15 protein-coding genes are annotated in these 19004 nt (G+C 53.6%); 10 read left to right on the forward strand and 5 right to left on the reverse strand.

The window, feature by feature from the left end:
• Nucleotides 1-305 precede the first annotated feature (305 nt).
• From LIX00_RS23445 to LIX00_RS23460, 4 genes are all read left to right on the forward strand, one after another.
• Entirely contained in the window at nt 306-779 is a 474-nt protein-coding gene (locus tag LIX00_RS23445; RefSeq protein WP_497007357.1) for a DUF7992 family protein, read from the forward strand.
• Nucleotides 780-1299: 520 nt separating this feature from the next.
• Nucleotides 1300-1662 (forward strand): hypothetical protein, encoded by a 363-nt coding sequence (locus tag LIX00_RS23450; protein ID WP_227357320.1) that lies wholly within the window; start codon nt 1300-1302, stop codon nt 1660-1662.
• A 126-nt stretch (nt 1663-1788) separates the two neighbouring features.
• Nucleotides 1789-1941, forward strand: a complete 153-nt coding sequence (locus LIX00_RS23455) for a hypothetical protein (protein WP_227357321.1) — start codon at nt 1789-1791, stop codon at nt 1939-1941.
• Nucleotides 1942-3950: 2009 nt separating this feature from the next.
• Nucleotides 3951-4169 carry a zinc ribbon domain-containing protein gene (locus LIX00_RS23460; RefSeq protein ID WP_227357322.1) on the forward strand — a complete coding sequence of 73 codons (219 nt, stop codon included), beginning with the start codon at nt 3951-3953 and terminating at the stop codon, nt 4167-4169.
• Nucleotides 4170-4509: 340 nt separating this feature from the next.
• Here LIX00_RS23460 and LIX00_RS23465 read toward each other — a convergent pair whose 3' ends face one another.
• Nucleotides 4510-4905 (reverse strand): DUF6176 family protein, encoded by a 396-nt coding sequence (locus tag LIX00_RS23465; RefSeq protein ID WP_227357323.1) that lies wholly within the window; start codon nt 4903-4905, stop codon nt 4510-4512.
• Between the two features lie 132 nt (nt 4906-5037).
• On the opposite strand from LIX00_RS23465, the gene LIX00_RS23470 reads away from it, so the two are divergent.
• A complete protein-coding gene (locus LIX00_RS23470; protein WP_227357324.1) occupies nt 5038-5613 on the forward strand; it encodes a cupin domain-containing protein in 576 nt (191 codons plus the stop codon).
• 119 nt (nt 5614-5732) lie between these two features.
• Here LIX00_RS23470 and LIX00_RS23475 read toward each other — a convergent pair whose 3' ends face one another.
• Together LIX00_RS23475 and LIX00_RS23480 are read right to left on the reverse strand one after the other, a co-directional pair.
• A complete protein-coding gene (locus tag LIX00_RS23475; RefSeq protein ID WP_227357325.1) occupies nt 5733-6155 on the reverse strand; it encodes an anthrone oxygenase family protein in 423 nt (140 codons plus the stop codon).
• 387 nt (nt 6156-6542) lie between these two features.
• Nucleotides 6543-7172 (reverse strand): YccS family putative transporter, encoded by a 630-nt coding sequence (locus LIX00_RS23480; protein WP_227357326.1) that lies wholly within the window; start codon nt 7170-7172, stop codon nt 6543-6545.
• 2052 nt (nt 7173-9224) lie between these two features.
• Here LIX00_RS23480 and LIX00_RS23485 point away from each other — a divergent pair.
• On the forward strand, nt 9225-9653 hold the full coding sequence (locus LIX00_RS23485) for a helix-turn-helix domain-containing protein (protein ID WP_227357327.1): 429 nt from the start codon (nt 9225-9227) through the stop codon (nt 9651-9653).
• On the opposite strand, the gene LIX00_RS23490 is transcribed toward LIX00_RS23485, so the two are convergent.
• Together LIX00_RS23490 and LIX00_RS23495 are read right to left on the reverse strand one after the other, a co-directional pair.
• Nucleotides 9650-9847, reverse strand: coding sequence for a hypothetical protein (locus LIX00_RS23490; RefSeq protein ID WP_227357328.1), 198 nt, complete (start codon nt 9845-9847; stop codon nt 9650-9652). The genes LIX00_RS23485 and LIX00_RS23490 overlap by 4 nt on opposite strands.
• A 4-nt stretch (nt 9848-9851) precedes the next feature.
• Entirely contained in the window at nt 9852-10049 is a 198-nt protein-coding gene (locus tag LIX00_RS23495) for a hypothetical protein (protein WP_227357329.1), read from the reverse strand.
• A 172-nt stretch (nt 10050-10221) separates the two neighbouring features.
• Here LIX00_RS23495 and LIX00_RS23500 point away from each other — a divergent pair, with 172 nt between their 5' ends.
• The 4 genes from LIX00_RS23500 (at nt 10222) to LIX00_RS23515 (ending at nt 18848) form a co-directional block, all read left to right on the forward strand.
• Nucleotides 10222-10608 (forward strand): hypothetical protein, encoded by a 387-nt coding sequence (locus LIX00_RS23500; RefSeq protein WP_227357330.1) that lies wholly within the window; start codon nt 10222-10224, stop codon nt 10606-10608.
• A gap of 196 nt (nt 10609-10804) precedes the next feature.
• Complete coding sequence (locus LIX00_RS23505) at nt 10805-12151, forward strand: TrbL/VirB6 family protein (RefSeq protein ID WP_227357331.1); 1347 nt, start codon at nt 10805-10807, stop codon at nt 12149-12151.
• On the forward strand, nt 12148-15267 hold the full coding sequence (locus LIX00_RS23510; protein WP_227357332.1) for a VirB4 family type IV secretion system protein: 3120 nt from the start codon (nt 12148-12150) through the stop codon (nt 15265-15267). The genes LIX00_RS23505 and LIX00_RS23510 overlap by 4 nt, the downstream gene beginning before the upstream one ends.
• The gene (locus LIX00_RS23515; RefSeq protein ID WP_227357333.1) at nt 15267-18848 is read left to right on the forward strand and encodes a type IV secretory system conjugative DNA transfer family protein; all 3582 of its coding nucleotides are present in this window, start codon (nt 15267-15269) and stop codon (nt 18846-18848) included. Before LIX00_RS23510 ends, LIX00_RS23515 begins: the two co-directional genes overlap by 1 nt.
• Nucleotides 18849-19004 lie beyond the last annotated feature (156 nt).

A 19004-nucleotide genomic window follows, 5' to 3' on the forward strand; every position in this document is an offset into this window, starting at 1 on the left:
CTCTCCATCACACTTTCATTCATTCGTTTCTGGTTGGGACAGGCGCTACCACAGGTTAGTATAGTATACTATCCCACACGGTTCTGCTGAAGCTCTCAGAGCGTGACAGGATTGACGCGCTGAATAGAGAGGGGGTATTCAGCATGATCGCGCCTTTCTATTTAGTAAACTAATCTCCATCTGTCGAATACTGGCGCTGAAAACAGAGTATCTATCCAGGAACGGGCTGTTCTGTTGAGAGAGCATCTCGTCTCTCGTTGGGGACTGATATGGGGCTTTATTAGTTTGCCAGTGAAACCATTGGTATGACGCTTGATGTAGAGGTTCCGGAATCACCGGATCTCTCGAACCGAGGGATGCCGCGCGAGTTTGAGTGGCAGGAAGAGACGCTGGGATCAGAGGACTTCTACCGCGAGGACATCGAAGATCTACTTCAGGAGGGTGCGTGGAAGGAGGGGTTCAACGAGTGGACCGAGTACACGAACCTCGATGAAGAGCAGGTCCAAATCGTCAGCGACCTCGGCCTGTTCCAGGCATTCGACTTCTACTGGGACCCAACCGAAGACCGTCTTCGCTTCTATGCCCCGACGATTCCGGACGACTGGCGGGAGCGAGAGGCGACCGAATCGCTCGATTCGAGTGCGGTTTCGATGATCGATGCCGCGTTAGATGATCTCGGCCGGGCTGTGCAGGAGGTACTGGAGGACTACCTCGAACGGAACGACGAAGCGTCCGATTATGGTTGGGGTGAGGAGACGTACGGCAAACGCGAAGAGTGATCCCAGTGTGGTTTCTCGCTGCCGCGAACCATAGATACCAATAGAAGCCACGTTTGACGCGTATGGTCGCACGAACGAAGTCCATTTCGGGAGTCGGCACAGCTGGCGAAGAAAAACGAAAGTTTCCCTCTCTACTGAGTGGCATTTGAGTCATCTATATCTACTACTTCGTCCCCTCACAGGAGGACAATTGCTCGGTAACCGATACACGCTCTGTACTCAGTCCAACCGCTAGAACCGATCACCTCTTGAGAGTTTCAACACGGCCTTGTTAGCAGATTATACTAATGTAACCGCACTAGAGATATTCTGCCATGGAATAGATGTTCGTTTAACTATATAGCACCAGGACATAATCGCTGTCCCTGCGATTATTACAATTGTTATATGAAAACAACCAAATGGAAATATTACGATATTAAATTTACATCTAAGCGAGATTGCTGATAGTTTTGAATATAGTTAAGCCATAATAGCTTTAAGAATGTAAAATAAACCAGGGCACCAGGAAGAGGAAAGGATGACATCGAAACACCACGACTCGATGAATCCTCTTCCACTTGGATTGAAGCTTATCGGAGTATGGTCGCTAATTACTGGGATTAGCGCCTTAGTTGGTCTATTTGCAGTGTTATTTAGTGATGTTAATCTTCCAGTTCTTAGTAGCTGGCTAGAGATTGCCGTTGAATTGCCGGCGATTCCGTTACATCTCGCTGCTGGATACGGCCTTCTAGCACGGAAAGAATGGGGTTGGTTAATTGCAGTTATTGCATTTGCATATTCTTTCCTTCTTGGAATTTTACTCCTGCTCAGCTCCATTAGTGGCATTATTGGAGTCGCCCTCAATGCCGTGATCCTTTGGCACCTGTACAAATATATATGAAATTGTTCTGATTTAGTTAAATATGTCTATAATAGTACAATTGTGGCGACTGCGACGGGCCGCTACACGTCGCGGAGGCGGCCGACGAATGACGGGCGAACGCTGCCGACGTGCGGCCGTGGGGTGATGGTGACGGCGATCGATGGCCCAACGGCGATCACGATCTCGCTATGCAGTCACAAGATCGGTCACATGGCGGAATTGATCGATGCGGACAACCTCAACCCGCTCTCACCCGGCGAGTGGCTCACGCAATTCATTGCCGATTCTGACAACTAACACCCCCTGACGCTTCGGTCCTCCCCATTCTCTCATCCGTTCGTTTCCGAACGGCACGGGTGCTAACGCTAGCTAGTAGATTATACTAACAATAGCGTATTCACTATTGCACTGGCTGGCGACTGTTTACAGCGATCCGGAGCCAACCGTCTGTATCTGCTCCGTGAAACGCTTCTGTTCGATACGCTTCATAGCGAGCTTGCGATCGTTCTAGAGGAGACACGGGACGACGAGATTGACGCTGATCGCCTTGCAACGCGACTGCTCGACAATGACGGGGACAGATGGCTGCTGATCGGCCTCACTGAGGGTGTAACGGGGGTCTCACCTCCAATCGGCTGATGAAGTTGATCATCCGAACACCGATTGAGCGTGATCGTCTAGATTAGAATGGACGTCGACAGATCGACCGTCGGCGAACGGAAGGGCAGGTGCTCGAATCAGTACAACACTTGGACGGGCGTATTTTGACTGGGTGCACCCGCCCTATCGGTGGGTATTCGATCGGAGAATTTGAGTAGTGAGTAATGTCGTCTCACGGCTACCGCTGACGGCCTAACCGCTTGTCACTCATCTACTAAGAGTTGCTGGGTTTAGAATTATACCGCCGTTTTTCATATTTCTATTTTCGTCGCTTTTAGATAGTTAGTCCCAAGACTGCGATAGCTACACCAAGTAGAATCAGAAAAATCCCAAGTCTCTTGTAGGCGAGCTCGCCGCTTTCTGTAAGGCCATCCTCTGATGGTCCAAATGGCAACAATCGGAATCGAAACATCGACTGTGGCCACAATAGATATGCTGCGCCGAGAGTCCACCAAATCATACTAATAAATAGAACTTCACGCCAGTTCATCTATCATACTGATGTCGACGAAGAATAAATGTTCTTCTTTTCTATTGTAGAGAACACACTTATACAACTGAACATCAAAATATGATTTGCAGAAAAAATCCGAAGTCAAGATCCCCATTGATGCTCAAGAAAATCAAATTCGGACTCACCGTACTTGTCTTCCTCACAGTCATAACGATGCCACTCGGTCAATTGGATTCTTTCTTTGAGCTTTCATTGTTCGCTCGCACGATTCTCTTGCTTGCGATCGTTTTTGTGTCGCTTGCAGGTGGCTATTTCGTTGTTTACCACGGCGGTGGCAAGCGAATTGTTCAGTCACTCCGACTCTGAGAACACAATTCGTTGAATCACTCCGTCTACAGTAGGCAACCAGCTACCTATTGTAGATGTCAACAAGTAGACTACGACCGTGGCCGCAATCTATCGAGGATCATGAGTCACTCAATGAGTGCAAGCACAGCGATAACCCCACCAGTAAGTACAACAAGGAATCCAATCATTCTTGCGACACAATACTCCATTCTGCTGGTTTAACCTCGGATCATTGTCGCGTACTCCCAATTGCATCAATTTGTTCGCCGAAGCGTGTGATCACGTAGGCAAACCGAATGCCGAGAAGTCCGATGATAATCACCACTCCTCCTGCCAGGTGCCCACTAATCTCTGCTATAGCTCGTCACTAGCATATTAGACTCATAGTACTGTCCGTACTAATATCAGACTTTCTAATCAACAAAATAAGGTTCGTCTGATTCTGAGGTGGGAACCAACCACAATAAGAATAGAGGCGATTACATCCCAAGCTCACCAATATATGAAAAAATGATTCCCTTTCAGATTCCAGGTGGTCCCGTCCTATAGTTCGCCGTCATTATGCGTATCATCTATGCTCTCCCTCTGTTCGGTGTGCTTGGTAGGTTCAAGTACTTCTTCCCTTGATTCCGATCAGGCGACAGCGTTGACAAACGACTCAACCGCATGGAACGAAAAATTGGGTGACTCGAAGCATAGGTTGAATACCTCCAAGATGAATGCAATGAGCTGAGCGAATACCAAAGAAAATGCCGACAGTGTTGACAATGAATCTAAGAAGTGAGAAGAGTCATTGAGGGGTTGTACACGAAGTATTTACCCTGGCAGTGCGATGCTACAATTCATGACTCCCGATACCGACGGTTCCCCCGGTTGTCCGAAATGTGGCCACACAGAAGCTACCACGGATTCTCTGTCAACCACCGGAGGCGGGTTAAGCAAGATGTTCGATATCCAGACTAAGAGCTTCACCGTCGTCTCCTGCGACAATTGCGGCTACTCTGAACTCTACAAGAACGTTCGCAATCGCGGAAGCGACGTCGTTGATGTGTTCTTCGGTTGATCTCCCAGTACCTGTGGTATCCTGATTGAGATCACCGACTTGAAGATATATATTCAGATTCTATAGGCGGTCACCCATCGACTGCTCGGTGAGTCTGCACCGTCCGGATTTTTGAGACGCTATCGAAACAAGATCATTTGAACCAGTCTAATTTATGCCATTTTACCCTATTTCGAGATGCTTGATCGGTTCTATAATCGAAGTAGAACGTGTGACGGCAGCGAGGTCGATTTCCCAAAATCGGTGATTTTGAGTAATTTACTGCCGGCTGAGAGTATAAGCGGCAGTAGATCATCCCTGGTACTCCCTTTTCGATCTATGCGCAGTTCGTGGTGCGAGTTTACTGGGGATCTTCAGAGTACTGGTGGATGTCGAAAGCAGCGGGACGCTCTGAATTTACACCATGAAGTAGTGGTTCGAAATCACCGACTTCCTCTGGATCTTCTAATACTTCCTCCATCATTGCGTCTTCAATGTCGTGTAATGGATGTGTTGAAGCGCGCCGTGCCTCGATGAGTTGCTCCATTGAGCCGGCTTCAAGATACCAGACGAAGTAATCTCCATCCTGCGCGTGTTCGATGAACAACGAAATGGTATGGAGGCTCTCGTCCGCCCAAATGTTACGAACTCCTTGGGTATCTGCCTCGGCTTCTTCATTCATTTCTTGTATCCACTCCCGAAGCCGATCTGTTTTGCCAGGGCGAATCTTTTGCTTCCGAATGAAGATTTCTGTCATTAGATAAATTGTTGACTCTGTATAATGATAGTCTTTATGCAATGTTAGATATACGCTCTGTACTTAGCACGATCGAGCAAGAGTCCCGAGTTCGTGATGTATATTTTTCACTCTCCGTGAATACCGATGCATATGAAGAAAGTAGCTGTCAATGACCGAGAGCCCGTTGTTCTTGAAGAGAACCTCCAGCGTCGTGGACTATCTGAACCCCTGGAGACATCCAATCTCGCACTCAATCACTACCGTATTGGCCCCGGTGAAGGCTTCCCCGGCGGGATTCATACGCATATGGATCAAGAAGAGGTGTTCATCGTCATTGAGGGAGAAGCAGTCTTCGAAACACTAGACGGCAAGGTCACTATCAGTGAAGGTGAAGCAATTAGATTTGCGCCTGGCGAGTTTCAGTCCGGCAAGAATGAATCAAATACCGGCCTCGTAGTGTTAGCAATCGGTGCTCCTCGGAATAGCGAAGATATGCGGATCCCTGTTGAGTGTCCCGAGTGCAACCATGACAACGTACGGTTGGACTTCAACGACGAAGATGGTCTCCGATTTGTTTGTCCACGCTGTGGTACCAAGCAGACCCCACAGAACTGTCCTGAGTGTGGCGACGACGACTTGCGCATAACTCTTGGCGACCAAACCCAAACCATAGTCGTCTGCCAGGGCTGCGGGACGGAATTCGAGACTCCTCCACTGCGAGAGTGAGAGTCGAGCCTCCCAGTTTGTCTAGCGTTTTCTTCCGTTATGAGCGGAAGGAGAACACCCTTGGGAGTGCCGTCTCGATCCGTGCGCAGTTCGTGGTGCGCATCCACAGCACTACTGGGTTACTCTTGGTCACCACAGTTATTCAGAAAAAGGAGGAATGCCGCTAAGCCGAGTACAGACCGACGGGCATGAAGCTTTTCCCACTGTACGAGTAAGTCATGGGTTTCATCGGCGGTTTTGTCGAGTCCAGGGTCAAGCAATCGGTTATTGGTTGGTAAGATCGCAAAGAAGGTGTACGGAATAACCGAGAAGATACATACTGCTCCGTACAGCCACCTCCGATCTGCGTCCCGTTTCCAGAGCACTAGTCCACCGAGAGTTCCTATTAGGGCAAGGGGAACTTGTAGACGGGTGGCCCGCTTGTAGCTCGGAACCCACTGGGTCATCGCCGCTTCAAGACCGCTCTGCATACGAGCGGGGTGTTCGACGAGATTAATATACACCGCCGCGCCCGTGAACAGTCCAGTTGCAGCCGTCGTCATGATTTGGAGCGCTCTGGTCACGCTGCTCATAATTCTCTAAGGCGTTATCGGGAGTTGGTCACGAAAGTGTTGCGCTAACGGGAGCGGTAGCAACTATGGTGGTCAACCGAGGCGTGACGGTCATTTTGGATTGTATACTTCTTTGGAGTCCATCTAAAAATCATTCCTTGCAGGCTTGCGCACCCAGCAAGCGTTCCGAGTCCACCTCCATATTTGAGCACTTGTCTCCGGTTCATTGGCATATACTTTGACTAATTATAGAAAGAAACATCTTATACTTTGCAATACTTATCAATATATGATAATGTCCAGATAGGAGTGTGTATATACCAGATGAACGGTGAGCCAATCACTTGATATGGGTTCTAGTACGGCTAAATTGACCAACTACTTCCATCTACCCATCTTTGCTGATGCAAATACACGGGCGATATAGATCTGCTTCCAGAGGAGCCATCCCCCGAAGCTAATAGCAATCAGTCCGAGGATAGTTATTCCGACTGCATCCCAGTGCGTCGTCTCAAGAGCGCAGGCCAACGTTTCGCTCGAACAAGCCCCAAATAGTTCTTGGGTGAATGCACCTATGTACACCATCCCCGCTCCGACTACCACGGATACGGTGCCAGTTAACGACTTCAGCATAGTTTCGTGCACAGTTGGCGGATGAGACACGATTGCCTCCCGTTGACCTGTCCGCGGTCCAGCTAGTTGTGAGAAAACAGCAGCTCCCAGCAAGAAGACTGCAGCGGGTGCGAAAAAGAGCCCAATTGATAACAGTCCCACAATTGTAAGCCCCGTTAACAGGAGTGCAGCCACCCAGACAAGGGGTGTCCGGTTCGTCCATGCACCAATCCCACCGATAAGAGCAAATAGTACACTGAGCAGCACAATCCCAGCGAAAAAGACATCTGCAAGCGGATTGGGAAGGAGGAGATAGCCACTCGCGCCACTGGCAGACAGGATGGCAAGCACGCTGAGTAGGCGACTGGCTGTTTGAGTTGATGAGTGGTTGTTCATAGTTTCTAAGAGGTGTGTCGATGGCTTAACGATATGCCTTGGCACACACGACAGAGCGTGACGGTGCTCTGACTGCCAATGCGACGACAACTGAAAGAGTAGTGTCAAAGAGTTATTTCACTCACCACGAAGCTTATTCTCGGGCTCACAGATACCACGCTATGCAACAGCGCGCTAAACATTTATTATAAATAACAGCGTTTTAATATTCGATGATACAATCAATCGCAGTTCATGTGTTCCTCCAGCAAACTGTACCGAATACCGGCTTTTTCAATTTCATCATTAGTGTATCAGTTTTTATAGCACTAACATTGATTCTATTCTATGTAGGAAACATTATCATCAGGCAAATTATTGATAGATCCTCTTATTTAATCAAGTTATTGTTGCTATCTGGCGCAGTGCTGGTCTCATCACTTCTTATAGGTTGGGCTTCAATAAATATGAATTATTTGATGATAATTCTGGGAATCACTATTGCAATTATCCTTCTTGTCTCTCAGTCCGCCCGATTTAGCCGGATAATATAGTCAAACCCAAGACTGTTCCATATTTTAGAATGCCAATAACGACGTGAATCCAGTAGTGGCAGCGATATAGAGTAAGACACCACCAACCCACTAGCCGGTCACCCCTTTACAAATTCATGCTCCCTGTGAACAGTCGGCCGGGCAAAAACAGTGCCCAACCCAGCGTGAAACACCCCGTCTTTCAAGTGAAATTCACCATCACAGACAACCAGCAGCAGTCACTCTGACAGTCCAGTGGTGACACACCAGAGTTCCGGAGTAACTCAGCTGTACACTACAGGAAGACACCTTCTCCTTCCACAATCATGCTCACCCTCACAGACAGTCCCACGGGATCACTGCCAGTGGCAGTCCCGCCGTCGCCGCTGGACGTCCAGTTTGTTACCGACACCAAGGGGGACAGTCCCATAGATGAAATCACGCTAGAATATAGGCCGTGCTGGTCGGCAGATTTGACAGTCTCTTTTACGTGTGTCCACCAGCGTACATAGCTCCATACTGGACAGCTCCCATATGCCTGGTCCTCGGCTGTTGCGTTCGCTCTCATTGAAACTGCGGTGTCTTGCAAAAGACGGCACCCTCGTAGTGAACTCGGGTCGGCACCCAGGTGATGTGGAGACCAGTGGCACCCTGCTCGTGCAGCCACACCAGCACCCCGTCAGGGCGTGCTGCTGGTACCCGGTCAGTGCTCCAAGAGTGGTGTGACCGGTGTTGCTCATCGGCACCCACCATGCCGGTCGTACCAGTTAGCACTCCTGTGGGACGCATAGTTGTTTCCTCGCTCTCTCCCGACAGAGCAGACTGTCCACTCCGTCCGGCTGTGACTGTCTCAAAGGAATCACAGCCAGTTTCGTCTGTGCTGGTCGTCACTCGGTTTCCGGGGTGCCGTTGCTGTTGCTGACAGCCTCCTACTGTGCGGTTTACTGGCCGGTGCTGTTCTTAGTGGCTTACCACCCTTGCGATGTGGCTGTCTTGTTGTCGGTTTACTCTCTTCTGCGGACCTGTTGGCCACACTGCTGGACTGTCCCTTTTTCGTCGCTCAGTCGTGTTCCTCTGGGTCCGGCACGGCCTGACTGTCCCACGGTCTCACCGTTGGTTCCTCTCCTCGCGTGTCCTCGGCTGGACTGTCCCCCTGTCTGCACTTACCTCGTTCTCGTGTGGCGTGACCACCTTGTCTTTCCGCCGGCTCTCCACTTGTGGGGGTGTCCCTATTAACACCACTCTGGCTGAATTTTCTCGTGTGACATTTTGGGGTGCCCTCTTGCTGGTCACTGGCTCGGTATTTTTTCCTGTAGATAATCATCTCTCTTCTCTTATCTGAGGTTCTGGTTGCTTGCATTCTTTCCTCAACCGCCATTGCGAGATTGGGACTAGGTCGCCAGGGGGACCCAATGTCTCACTGATCTCATTGTAATTTCGTTTCCGCTCCATGGGTAATTCCCCCTCTATTATTGTCGGGAGGATGAATTTGATGTGCAATTGCCGGTAAAATTTTGACGGTCGTCGTGGTAGTGAGAGTATGGAAAAGCCCGAGTCATGGGATGTTTTGATCGACGAACTCCGTGGCAACCGCGCGGAACTTCTGCTAGCAATTAACGATAATTATCCAGCCGAGACACCGAAGCGTGAACTTACTGACACCGTCAATTCCGTGAATTATCACCTCGACATCCTCGAAGAGTGGGGCCTGATCGAGGTCGTCGCTCACGAGGAGCAGGGCGACCGAATCCCCGCCCGTGTGTTCTCTCTTACCGACCGGGGCCGTGAGGCAGTTGAGGACTTGTTAGCACGGACGGATGCTCGGCCGATTCCGTCGGCTGTTGAGCAGCATATCGAGGACCTCCGACGCGAGATTGAGGATGTAAGAGCGGAGGCACAAGCAGCTCAAGAGCGGGTCGACCAACTCAAAGAGTGGATCCGCGCGAATGTGACTGAAGTGGAGAGCTAGGTATCAGACTCAGGCTTGGCGAAGTAGACGTTCACGACGAGGCTGGTAATGATGAGGGCAGCCGCGGCTGCAGCCATACCTCCGATGACAAAGCGGAGGACGCCAAAGGAAATGAGGAGCAGAGGGAACCCTACTGCGGACCGCTTGATGGTCTGAATGATTTTCTGGCTGAACGTGAGGTTCGAGGAGCTCATCTCGTTAGTCAGTCTCGTTGGATTCATATTCGTCGAACCGCTCTAAAAGTCCTTCGCCGTGTTCTGATCGCGATTCGAGGTCTTTCTTGATGAATTCTTGAAGCCGATCGCCGACTTTAGGGTAACTTCGGGGGACGGTTTGTTTCCAATCCTGCCACGTGTCTTCCTCGTCGTCGGGTATTTCGAGCGGGTACGTGATCATTCGTTTGTCAGGTGTTCCCTAGTTAGCCATAAGTATCTTCGTGGTTACCTCCACTATTGATAGCTTATCAAAGGTTAGCAATCATTACCATATGATAGCTAATGTTTTGATAGACTACCGTGGGTTAGCTATTAGTACCCTCAGGTTATCTTTGAAGCTGAGGTCGCCCCGAATGAAACCTACAATCGACCGTCTCGACGAATTCTTGCACCGATTCATGACTCCGAAAGCACTGGCGATCACCGTTGGTGTCGCGCTCATCGCCATTGACCCTGTAGTGGCAGCGGGAGCATGCGACGTCCCGAATGCGTCGAACGGGATCAATCAGGGCGGGCAACTGCTCCGAAGTATCCTCGTTCTCGCCGGAATTTTCGTCGGTGGAAAATCCATGATCTCCTCGCGCGGTGGGGGAAGTCACGGCAAGGCAGGCTCGCGAAAAACCCTCGGGGTTGCTGTCGGCTTGTTGTTCGCTGGCGCGGCACTCCCACAACTCGCCGGGTGGGTACTCGGGATGTTCGGGAGTTCGCTTTCCGACGTTGGCCTTGGCTGCATGTTTTAATCACCGACGAACGGCCTACTGACCATCCTCCTCCTTCGATCACGCCATGACCAATCACACTGTGTTTCGAGTGCTCTCGTGTCTACTTCTCGTGAGTACGTTTACTGTCGGGCTTTCTGTGGGCCAGTCAGCACCGACTGCCACGCCTACGGATAACTCGACGAATGCGAGCACTGGGAACGCGACGAATCAGACGATGACGCAACGACCCACGGTCAACCCATACGGACAAGGGTATCTGAACAAGACGGGGAAATACAACTCGAATAACAGCACTCTCGGCGTGTATAATAACTCGACGGGGATGCAGAAAGGTGGCGGATTCATTTATAACTCAATATTGGATGGCTTCCTCACCATTTTGAGTTACTTCGTGAAGGGCCTGTTCTGGCTGATTGACGCCTTTCTGGGGCTCGCCGTGAAGATGATAACGTTCACGCCCGCCCCGCATTGGGGAAGTGGCTGGTATCAGAACCCCAGTAACACGATTTGGCCCGAGAAGTACCACGACTGGAAGAGCAACGCCCAGCCATGGACGTTCTTCATTTGTATCATGGCAACGGGGATTTACCTCGCGCTCGGACAGCGTGGCTTCGGCATCCTTCCCGCCCGGTATGAACGACAAGGATCAAAACACCTCATCCTCGCATGGGTGATGGCCTTCTGGGGCTGGCAACTTGTCGGATTCTGGCTGAACATCTCCAACGCACTCGGCCATGGGATAACCGCCGACCTCACCCAGACGTCGATCGCGTCAAACGGGCTGAAAGGTGTGTTGCTCATCGGGTTATTCTTTGTCGCGATCTGGAATATCTGGATATTCCTCGTCATCATCTCGTTAGTGAGCCTGCGGTTCATCGGGCTGACGGCACTCTCCCCGTGGATACCGTTCTTCTTCGCGTTAAAGGCGCTGCCCATTCGCGGGTTAGGAATGGTCGGGGATGGCCTCACGAAGTTGTGGTTTATGCTCTCGCTGGTCACGCTTCCTGTCTCGATCGCCCTGTCTGTGGGTTTCAGTCCGATGACGACAGACATCTTCAAGACCTACGGCATCGGCGGGCTCCAGCTCATTGCGATGCAGCTCGGGACGGCCGTCGCGTGTCTCGTGATGCCGTACGTGATGTATCAAAAGGGCGGTCAGGCACTCGCCTCTGTAGGCGTGGTTGGATCGGCACCGACCGCCGAAGGGATGCGCCAGTCCTATCAGAACCAACGCGAACGTGCAGCCGAAGTCAAGGAATCGACACGACAGACCGTAAATGGTGCGCGTGACACCCATCGCGGATTGCGCGGTGCCGACCCCGTTGGTGATGGTGGTACTGGTTATGCGACGGGACAGGCCGGACGCCAGACCTTCCAGACGTACACCCAGCCGATCAACCAACGGATTCAGAACATTCGTGGCAGGAGTAGCATTGACCCTGAAACGGGTGGCGAAATCCAGCACGGACTTGAGCGCCATTTCCCGGAGAACGATGAGTTAGAACAACTCCGGCAGGACCGACTGAACGACATTCGCAACAGATTACAGGACGAATCATGAGTGACGACAACAGTGATTCCGGCGGCCGTATCGCCCTTGAAACGATTATTCCACAGGAAACGACAGGGAGCGTCTTCACGACGGTGTTCGGGCTTTCCATCGGGGAGTTGGCCCTTGTCGTCCTTCCGACGGCGCTGTTGGCGTACATCGAGCTGACGTACGTCTCGGTTCCGGTGATGTGGTTCTTCATCTCGGTGGGAGGTCTGGCGGGCGGGTTGTACTTCGCCGTCAAACAGACGCCGTGGTACGCGACGCCGATCGAAACCATCTCGAAGAAGTTCGATTACCTTCGCTTGCGCTTCCGCATGCCGTTGGTTGGGCCGGACGCGGCGGCCGTTCCCGGTGTGACGGGCGTCCATGACGAGTATGATGCACTCGAAACGGATGACGGGACGCTCTTCACCCATGTCTCGGTCGATCTCCAGAACGTCTCGGAACACGACCGGGCAGAATGGATTCTCGACGCTGCAAGCCTCGCGAACGGCATCAACAAACATATCGCGCAAGCCGAGTCGGACGGGTTCGACGTGAAGATCCACCTCCCACAGACGCCCCCACGGGACATCTCACAAACGGACGCTCTCGATGAAGCGGCCTTCGATGAGACGCTCCCCCAGACAGCACGTGAGTACGCGAGCGCACAAGCGGATCACTACGTCGAGTGGCTGGCGACGTCGGGGATGATGGAACGGACGTGTACCATCGTCGTCTGGATAGCCCCGCACGAAGTAGAGACACCGACCGCCGATTCGGGCTACATCGCACAACTTGCCGATCTCTTTGGCTCGGGTGTCTTCTCGGCGGGCGATGTGACGAAGGATAACCAAGCCGTCGCCCTCGATCGCCGGGTTGAGACGGTACAGAAAGCTATCGCGAGCGTCTCCAACGGGACGCGCTTCTCTGCCGATGAGAGCGTAGCCTACCTCCGAGAATTCTGGTTGGACGAACAGACGCCGTTCAACTACTCCGAGGTCACATCTGACGCGCCGATACCGGATACTGCATACGTGAGTGACGAACGCGATGAAAGCGACGAGACGGACGCTGACGACCACCAGGACGGATGGCAAGAGAAACTCCAGCCAGTACGCGACTGGTTCGCCCAACAGACGTCCTCGAGCGCGCGTGAGCGTGCTATCTATGGCCCGGCGAACGTCGACGAGCAGGTCAATAGTGTGGGTGTCAACGACGACTTTTACACGACGAGTCTGTGGATTGTCGGCTGGCCGTCGTCGCCCTCTCCCGGCTTCCTGACCGATGCCCTCACCGTTCCCGGTGTCCGTTTGGACGCGTCTCTCTACGTCCATGCAACCGATTACCGCGACAAGATGGACGAACTCGCCACTGACCAAGAGTGGCTAAGCGCAATGGGAATCGAAAAAGGAGGGAAGCAAGCAAAGGCAGACGACGCGGATGTCGCCGCCACACAGAAGATCATTCTCCGAGATCACATGCGCGACAACGGCGTCGAGTGCTCCGAGGTGTCGATGGTCGTCACGGTGCGGGCTGATAGTCGGGAGAAAGTACTCAAGGTCCGCAAGCACGTCAAGACCGAGTTCCTTGGGCCAAACGATATCGTAGCGACCGAGGCGGACGACCGCCAGCTCGCCGCGATGAAGACCACAAGCCCGACGCCCGGGGACGTATTCGATGATGCCTCACAGAACGACACGCGGTTCGAGATGCCCTCGGACACGCTGGGAGCCATGTTCCCGATGGCGGGCGGCTATCAGACGCATAAATCGGGAACCATCTACGGGATGGCACTCGCGCGCTCTGGGGCGCCACTCGGCTTGCTGCAGGTCGACCGCCGGACGCTGTCCGTTCCCCATCGGTTCTGGGTTGGTCGCTCTGGGTCGGGGAAGTCGTTCAACATTAAGGATTTGCTCATCGCCGATATGCTCCGCAAGCGCAACCTTCGAACGATTATCGTCGATATCGCCCGCGGGTTCGATGGCGTGGTTGAGACGTTCGATGGTGGGAAGGTCACGGTTGGAGAGACGAAGATTAACCCGTTCGAAGTCCGTGCTCCCGACGAACACGGAGAGGGTTTCACGGCTGACCTCTCCTCAAAGATCAACCTCATCGCCGATATGTTCTACCTCTACCTGCAGGAGAACGCGACGGATCCCGAAGAACTCCGTGCGACACTCGTCGACTTGATTCGGAAAACGTACTCACAGGCGGGCATCACCGACGATCCACAGACGCATTCAAAGGAAAAGTCGCCGACGATGGTTGACTTCTTCAGTGTCCTTGGAGACGCGGCGAACAACCCCGAGGACTATACGACGGAAGGTACAGACGTCGAGGTCGAGGACATGATCGAGCACGCGGGGACGCTCCTCACGGCGCTCCGGCCGTTCAAGCCGACGCCGGAGGACGAACCGGACGCCGCGTTCGAATGGATGAGCGGTGAGTCGGACGTTGACCTCTCCTCACGCGTGCTCTACTTCGACATGCAGAAATTCGAGGGGAAACCCGCGGTCGAGAAGGGGATGGCGATGGCCTACATCCTCTCCATTGCTCCGGAAGTGGCGAAACAGACGAACAATTACGTGGACGTCGTCATCGACGAAGCCCACGACTTGTTCCGTGAAGCGGCACAGGCTGGCCGTCTTGAATCAATGGTTCGCGCCGGTCGGAATGCCGGGTTGATGTTCGACTTCGTCAGCCAAGCGGACGATGACTTCAACGAGGACGCAGCGAAGCGAATTGCCAAACAGTGTGCCATCTCAGGGTGGCAGAACTTCGGGAAGATGGGCCTGTCTGACCCCGAACCGTTTGGGCTCACAGATATGCAGGCCGGGCAACTCGCCGGTGGGTTGGCCGCAGGGGACGATAAACGGACATCCTACAGCGAATGTCTCGTCGACGTGGACGGCGACGTGTATCGGGTTCGCAAGCGCGTGAGTGACTACGCGAAGGCGATTCTCGATTACCGTGAGTCCGACGACGGCGACTTTGACGACTACCTTGCCCGTGAGTTGGCCGACGATACCAGTGATCGGGAGGACAGTGAGACGGACGACACGGAACGCACCGACGAGACCGACGAGGAAGAGAGCAGCGACGAACCACAGTCATTCGCCCCGAAACCAATGGAGGCCGACTAATGACGACCGAAATCAGCGAACTCACCGAACGACTCCGGCAGAACCGCAAGCGAAAGAAGATTAGCGACGTTGAAGCGTTCGAACTCGGGGAGAAAGAACGCGGTATCATCGACCGAGAGAGCGAGCAACTCGATAAACCCGTCTACAAGGTCCGTCCGTATCGCGGTGAAGGAGGGGTTCGCGAGGCGATTACCCTGTTGAATGGGATGCACGAGACGGCTGGGAGCCCTGAGACACACGCGTTCGAGATCGTGTATGATGAGGAGATCCTCGACTTCCGGTTCGTTCCCGGGAGCGGTATCATCGGGAAGAACCTTCGCGACCAGTTGTTCGAGGACTACCCTGACTCGACTGTTGAACAACTCCCCGAGGCGTTTCCGGCGTGGGACGAAGACGAGTACGTCGCCGGAGCCCGGATGCATTTCTTCAAAAGCACCGAGTACCCGATCCGGCACATCGATATCGACGGGTTCGGTGACGAAGATGGTGGTCGGAGGAACGTCCGGGACCCGTTCAAGAACATTCTGACGAAGGTCACCGGCGGGAGTACTGACGTGATGCTGCAGGTCGTCTTTCGACCTTCCCAACAGGGGTTCCGGTACCGCGGGAAGATGGCCAAAGTCGCTGACCGAATGCGAGCGCCGAACACACGTCTCTTGACCGATTACCCCGCGACGGACGTCGAGAAACAAGCTGCGGATATCATCGAGAACCAGCAGAATGAGTCGATGTATGAGATTGAGATTCGCGTTGTCGCGGCTTCAAGCACGAAAGAGGCGGCTGAAGGCCGGGTTCACTCAGTCGTGCACGCGCTCGACGAGTTCTACGAGAGTCACAATCGACAGGGATTCTACGGGACGCCGGTCGGAGATACCACGTTCAAGTCCGCTCGGAGCGACATGCATTCGTTCCTGTCGGCGTCGGCGAGTCGGTCGTTCGAGGACTACACATCGATGAAATGCACAGCATCAGAACTGGCGGGTGTCGTCCATCTCTCCGGCGACGTCAACAACCCACACATCGATTACTCCGAGTCGCGGGCGGGGATTCCCGTCCCGATCGGGACGCCACGCTTTGACTTCGCCCGTGCAGGGTTAGACGAGACGGCCACGCCATTAGAGCGGCAAGTCGCGATGTTCAACGCGAGCGCCGCCGGAAAACCGTACTGGATCGGTACCGGTGCACGGAAAGGTACCGAAGCGGGGATTCACGAGGATGTGTTCAAGCGCCACGTATTCGTCCCCGGGTCGACAGGATACGGGAAGACAACGCTGCTAAAGAATCTTTTCCGGCAGATGATGGACCGCGGTGTCGGTGGGATGTTCTACGATCCGAAGGGTGACGATGCCGAAGACGTCGTTTCACTCATTCCCGAGGGACGCGAGGACGACGTGATCTACATCGAACTTGGAGGGAACCGCGACAAACAGGTCGGTTTCAACTTCCTCGAAGTCCCGTCGAGTGCCGACCCGGACACGCCAGCGTACAAAGAGGCGGTCGAAGCACTGGCCGACGACCTAGAGGCGCTCATATCCCTCGCTGGTGGTGAAGAGGACTACTGGGGACCACGGATGAAACGAGTCGTCCGGAACATGGTGCGCGGGATGGCAAAAGCGGGCTACGATTGCACGCTGCTCGATATGTACTTCGCGCTCGTCAGTCAGGAACGCCGCGAGCAGTATGCACAGATGCTCGAGGACGAACGAATTGACTGGATTGTCGAATACGCCCGTGAGCAACTGGCGGACATGGAGGATTCGGACCTCGAACCCCTGGTTGGACGGCTCCAACAGTGGATCGAGAACCCGATCACTCGCGAACTTGTGTCCTATCCAAAGTCGACGTTCTCCGTCGAGGACGCCATCCGAGAGGGGAAAATCATCGTCGTCGAGGACAACACAACCTCCGAGACGGTGGGGACGATGGTCGCAACTGCGTTGATTCGGCGTATCTGGGTGGCCGTTCGCGAACAGTCACGGATGGGTGAGAAGCCGCCGATGTTCTACTCCATTCTCGACGAGTTTGACAAGATCATCTCGTCTAACTCGAATATCGCCCGCATTCTGTCGTTGGCACGATCGAAGAATCTCTCCATCATCGGGGCTTGCCAGGACCTGTCGAATCAGTTGGACGGCAAAGAGCAGATCCAGAACGCTATTCTCGGTCAGTGTGGGACGATTCTCAATTTCAATCCACAGCGACCGGGAGAGGCACGTCTCATGGCGAAACGCCACAGTGAGGATATCGGCCAACAGGACTTGGCCAACCTCGGCAAGTACCAACTCTATATGCGGACGAGCAACGAGCACGGTGAGCCGACGAAGACCTACAAGGTCGGCACGTTCCCTCCGATCGATGAGGTCGAGGACGTCGCCCGGACAGACGAAGACAGAGAGGCACTCATCGAACGGTCGCTCGAACAGTACGGTGGTGACCGCCGGACGAGCGAGGAACAGAAGCGTGATTCGAAGTTCTATGACTACGATGGAACTGACGACGACTACGAACTTACGGAAGAACGCGAGACGCTAATCCTCAAAGCAGCCTACGACATTGCACTCACTGACGACGAGAACACGGATGGTTACGTCCTCGACGAACTCATCTGGGAACAGGCGAAAGACTGGATGGGATTCGACACGCTCCGCGGCACACAGTTCTGGGGCATGGTCGACTACATCCCAGACACGCGATTAGACCGAAGCGAACGCGACGGGAACATGTACCTCAAATGTACGCCGGAAGGCCGGGCGTTCTTCCTCGCAACGGGCGTGTCCTCGACCTCGGGCAAGGGCAACCATCGCGAACTCCTGAAAGACGCCTACGACCCGCTCACCCGTGCTGGATTGGATGTTCGTCTCCCTATCCAGACGGGAGAGGAAGCCGCCGATGGCATCGCAAAGGTACCGTTCAAGACGACCGTCTCACTTCGGAACGCCGACGAAGTGCGTGCACAGCTCGAAGACGAGTATCCTATCTTGTTCGAACTCACCGACGGGGAGGACATCGCCCTCGAATCCGAGTCATCGACTGGCAAAACGCAACCCTCACAGACACTCGTCAACCTCGGCAAAGCCATCGGGAACGGCCAAAAGTGCATGTTCTTGTGTCGGGAGAAGACAGCAAATACTGTAGAGGGAACACTCACCGATCCGCCATTCAAGGCGAAAGATGGGTCGTTCTACAACCATAGCGGTCACCCAGTGCGAATCAACGGCACCACGTTCCCCCGCCCGGATGAGATGACCGAGACGGTCTGGCGCAAACAGGGCGATCAGTACGTCCTCGAAGACCAGGATGGACGTGTCTATGCCCGCTTTGATTCGCGCGACGCCATCTTTACAGACGCAAACCCCTACCCCGAACGGCGATTAGACGGGGATGGAACAGGCTGTATCACGAAGCCTGTGATTCCCGGCGAGTGGTCGAGCGACGACTACGAGATCCTTATCATTCCCGAAGACGCCGAGACGCCGCAGGATATCCTCGTCCGTCGTGAAGGTGAGGACATACTGTTGGTTGAGTTGCACCGTGCGGAAAAGGACTCGTCGTCGTTCGCTGAGCGGTTAGACGCGATCTGAGAGCGGAAGTAGAGGCGGCACACCCGGTGATTAAAGGACGCAGAATCTTGCGTTGCTAGTTACGGACCTCGTCAAGCTGGCAGAAAAGGTGACCGAGCTGAGTGACTCCGGTGGCTATGCGCCAGGCATGAGCTTCTGGCCGATGCACGAGAAGAG

The organism is Haladaptatus salinisoli, assembly GCF_020614375.1.
GTDB lineage: Archaea > Halobacteriota > Halobacteria > Halobacteriales > Haladaptataceae > Haladaptatus > Haladaptatus salinisoli.